The 4,381-nt window shown below is 60.8% G+C and carries 3 protein-coding genes; 1 reads left to right on the plus strand and 2 read right to left on the minus strand.

The window, feature by feature from the left end:
• The first annotated feature begins 294 nt into the window (after positions 1-294).
• Positions 295-1,848 (plus strand): MFS transporter, encoded by a 1,554-nt coding sequence (locus WCA53_RS30260; protein ID WP_423920065.1) that lies wholly within the window; start codon positions 295-297, stop codon positions 1,846-1,848.
• Positions 1,849-1,940: 92 nt separating this feature from the next.
• Here WCA53_RS30260 and WCA53_RS30265 read toward each other — a convergent pair whose 3' ends face one another.
• Both WCA53_RS30265 and WCA53_RS30270 read right to left on the minus strand, forming a co-directional pair.
• Positions 1,941-2,987, minus strand: a complete 1,047-nt coding sequence (locus WCA53_RS30265; RefSeq protein ID WP_423920068.1) for a purine-nucleoside phosphorylase — start codon at positions 2,985-2,987, stop codon at positions 1,941-1,943.
• A 2-nt stretch (positions 2,988-2,989) separates the two neighbouring features.
• Positions 2,990-4,381: mechanosensitive ion channel family protein (locus WCA53_RS30270; RefSeq protein ID WP_423920071.1), on the minus strand; the 1,392-nt coding region annotated here is incomplete at its 5' end.

Raw genomic sequence — 4,381 nt, forward strand, 5'->3', positions numbered from 1 at the left:
GGTTGATTTATTGAAGGAAAACGGCCTCGAGTGGACGACGGTTGACAACGGCCTCGTGTAAAAAAAATTTGGTGGTTTGAAACACGTTTGTAACAACCTAGCCGTTTGAGTTTTGCTCAGCGGACCGACGAATTACAAATGGTTTTCCCTTCGTATGGTTTACGAGAATGCGGTCAAATGTCGTTACTTTTTTCGGAAACGTAACTGTCGTCGGTATGAGTTACCTTGATACTTGTAACACCATGTAGGGGGTCTGCTTGCGGCGAGCGCAAACCGCACCCACGAGGAACGCCCATGACGGCAAGCCAGAACAATCTACGAAATGCACACGGAAGCGCTTGGGTTCTGGTCGCGGCCATCCTCGGCTCGAGCATGGCGTTCATCGATGGGACGATTGTCAATGTTGCGCTGCCCGCAATTCAAAGCGGGCTTCATGCTAGCGCGAGCGATCTTCAATGGGTCGTAGAGTCCTACGCGCTCGCATTAGCCTCGCTTTTGCTCGTCGGCGGCTCGATGGGCGACCGATACGGTCGGAAAAGGATCTTTCTGTTTGGCACTGTGCTCTTTGCGATCGGTTCGGCGTGGTGCGCCGCTGTGGGTTCCATCGCAGGATTGATCCTGGCTCGGGGCGTTCAAGGTGTCGGCGCCGCGTTCCTGGTGCCGGGCAGTCTGTCGCTCATCAGTGCCGCCTACCCGCCAAGCGTTCGAGGCCGCGCAATCGGCACCTGGTCGGGCTTCACGGCGATCACTGCTGCAGTTGGCCCGGTACTCGGAGGCTGGCTTGTCGAGCATTTCTCGTGGCGAACGGTCTTCTTCATTAACCTGCCGCTTGCCGGCATCGTGATCGCGCTCGTTGTCTTGCGTGTGGGCGAGAGTCGAAACGAGTCGATGGCCCAGGGGCTCGACTGGCCAGGAGCATTGTTGGCGTCGATTGGATTGGGCGGCGTTACCTACGCGCTAATTGAAGCTTCCGGCCACGCACTGCAGGCGGTCGCGGCGGGCTCCGCAGGAGTCGTCGCGCTCATCGGCTTTCTCGTTGTCGAAGCGCGCGCACCGGCGCCCATGGTGCCGTTAGCGCTCTTTCGCTCCCGCATTTTCCTGGGCGCCAACTTGATCACGCTGTTCCTCTATGCCGGTCTAGGCGGCGTGCTCTATTTTCTCCCCCTGAACCTCATACAAATCCAGCACTACTCTCCTACCGAGGCAGGAGGCGCCCTCTTGCCGTTCATCCTGATTATTTTCTTGCTGTCGCGCTGGTCGGGAGGCCTGGTCTCCCGCCGCGGAGGAAAAGTGCCCCTGATGTTCGGCTCAGTCGTTGTCTCGTTCGGTTTTGGTCTGCTCGCGTGGCCTGGCCTAGGAGGAAGCTACTGGACGACATTTTTCCCGCCGCTGGTTGTGCTTGGCTTAGGCATGGCCGTCTGTGTCGCTCCGCTGACTACATCCGTCGTGAACGCGGTCCCGGACAACCAGTCGGGAGTGGCATCCGGCGTGAACAACGCAATATCACGGGTTGCAGGGCTTATTGCCGTAGCGGTATTCGGCTTGATCCTGGCGTCGATATTCAATCTTTCGCTCGATACGCATCTCGCGCAACTCGGCCTATCCCCTGCTCTTCAGCATCAGGCGCATCAGCAACGCGCCCTGCTTGGGGCCGCCGTCAGTCCGGACCCTCGTGTCACCCTGGCTGTCCGGGAGGCATTCGTCCTCGGCTATCGCGTGGTCGTGCTGGTCGCGGCGGGGCTGGCTCTGGCGAGCGCAATCAGCGCACGGATCTTCCTTGAGGGAAGAGTCCTCAACCCGCAAAATCACGGATTCGCGGCTGACGCCCCGGAACGCCGCGGGTCGTGAAGCTCGCTATCCGACCAGCCGCCGCCGATGCGGGATATTCCAATTTGTCACGACAAGCGCTGTCGTAATATCGTGTAACACCTTGCTGCGTTTTAGCGGTTCGAGACGCCCTCCTGCCATTCACTCCAGTGCGTGACGATGTCTTGCACCAGAGGATTACCCGCGCGGTACAAATTGGCGATAGCCAGTGGAAAGCCACCCTGATCCGCGTAGCGAGTCAGGTTGTCGGCGACCGACTGGCCTTCGTATGGCCGGTCGAAATCCGAACCGCTGCGCAGCACCGCGACCCGGTTCAGATCCACCCGATGCACGCTAGCCGCACGCTTGAGCGCTTCGTAAGTGGCGTTGTCCTCCTGTTGCGTCGTGCAATACACGCCTTGGCCATTGGTCAGTTGTTTCGTCCACGCCCTCGCGCGCTCGCCAATCAGGTTTCCCGACCACCAGGTGTCGCCCGCAAGCGTGTCGCACTGGATCACCTTTGGCGGCTGATTGGCTGGCGCATAGTTGAACTTGGCGCGCGCGGCCTGCGCTTCGCGCGCATCGGCGAGCGCGACGTTCTTCGAAAGTCCATATGCCGCATCGGCGAGACGTGGGTTCAGCGCGAACAGTTCGGTCTTGTAGTCGAGCGCAGGTTTGTCGTTGGGCGTCCTGGTATTGATGCCCAGGAAACCGCTCGGCCAGCTAGCGGGTTTTTCGCGCGCATCGACTTCCCACTGGATGCCAAAGTCGACAAGATATTTCGCCCATGCAGCCGATCCGAGCGTTCCCTGTGCCGGATCGATACCGGCAATGCCAGCGATCAAGAAATACGTCTCGCGCAAGTCGAATTGATTGGAGAACGTGAGCGCCATCATCGAAGCAGCCGCGTTGGCGTGGCCCATTCCAGTCGTCATCACGCAGATGTCCTGGACGTTGCAATGCACCTCGGGATAGTCCGGCGAAAGCCCGGGAACGGGAATCGACTGCCATGGCCCAAGTTTATCCAGCCAGACGCCTCCCTCGGGTCCGAACATGGAGACGATCATCACCTTGACGTGCCTGGCGCTTTCCGGCGCCTGAGTGGAGGCGCAAGCTGACAGAACCAGCACCCCGGCAAGAACGGAAAGGCGGTTTATCGATGAGCGGAGTGAACGGTTCATTGCTAAGGTTTCCCGATGCTCGTGCGTGGGCCGCTGCGAGCGGGGTTTGAATCCGGGGCTGGCTGGAGGCTCGACGCTTCGCCCTCGCCCGCTCGATCTCTCGCCTGGACCGCCTTCGCGTTGACCTTCAACTGGAGGACATCGCGTTCATTCGCAATCAAGAAGTTGCGTTGCGGATTGGCGATCTCGATGCCGCGTTGCGCGAAGCGGTCGACAATGCGGCGGTTGAATTCACGCTGGACCGACCAGCGCGAACTGTCGCGACATTGCATCTGACCGGCAAGCGTAACGGACGCGCCGTCCACCGCGTCCACGCCCCACAGGCTGAAATCCGCGAGGATGCCGTCCTTGAACGCGTCGTCTTCACGCAGCGACGCGCCGATCTCGTTGAGCGTCGTGGCCGCGAGATCCACGTCCTGGCCGAGCGCGATGGCGACGCGCACCGCCGCGTTGCCGATCCCGCGATTCGTGTTGTTCACCGTCGATACCGAACTGAACGGCACGGTGAACAGGGAGCCATCGCCGCCGCGCAGACGCACGGTGCGGATCGACAGGTACTCGACTGTTCCCGAGACCCCCGCGAGCGTGACGTTGTCGCCGACCTGCAACGCGTTTTCCATCAGCAGGAAAAGGCCCGTGATCAGGTCTTGCACGAGTTTCTGCGAACCGAAGCCGAGCGCCACGCCGAAGATGCTCGCGCTGGCCAGCAGCGGCCCCGTATTCACCCCGATCTCGCTTAACCCCGTCATCACGACGACCATCGCGATGACGATGAAGAGTGCGGTACGCATCATCGGCAAGAGCGTAGTCAGGCGTGCGGCACGCAAGCGGTCGCCCGCGATCGTCCAGATTTCGAGGCGCTGCTCGACCGCCACGTTCGCGCCTTCCCACACGATCACGGCAAACGCAGCCGCGACACCGATCGTGATCAGCGCCGACGCGAAGCGATGGCCAACCGTGCCCTCCGCAAATAAGCCGGAAACGTGCGCGCCCCACACCTGCAACAGCGTGAGCGCGGCTACCGCAATGATGACGAGTTGCACCGTACGCCGCAGGAACGGGTAGTAGCGGTACGCGTGCCGATGCGCAATCGACTTGCTTGCGGCGTCGTCCTCTTCAGCCGCAGTGCGGAAAATGCGCCCGAGTGCACCGAATGCAATGATCGCGACCACGCGCGCCGCGATTAGCACGAGCACGGAAATGCCAAAGAGATGAAACAACTTGCGAAAGCCGTTACTCACGTCGAGCGCCCACACAAACCACACGGACATCACCAAGAACACGGCCAGCGCCGCCCAGACGTCGGAGATCCATTTGCCCAGCAGTACGAACGACTCGCGTCCGTGAAGACTCAGCCGGATCCATGCCGAAACGGGACGGCGGCACTTAAGGAT

It is taken from the genome of Caballeronia sp. (assembly GCF_049581465.1).
Lineage (GTDB): Bacteria > Pseudomonadota > Gammaproteobacteria > Burkholderiales > Burkholderiaceae > Caballeronia.

Coding starts and splice junctions, on each gene's coding strand:
- WCA53_RS30260 (WP_423920065.1), top strand. CDS start 295: ATGACGGCAAGCCAGAACAATCTACGAAATGCACACGGAAGCGCTTGG.
- WCA53_RS30265 (WP_423920068.1), bottom strand. CDS start 2,987: ATGAACCGTTCACTCCGCTCATCGATAAACCGCCTTTCCGTTCTTGCC.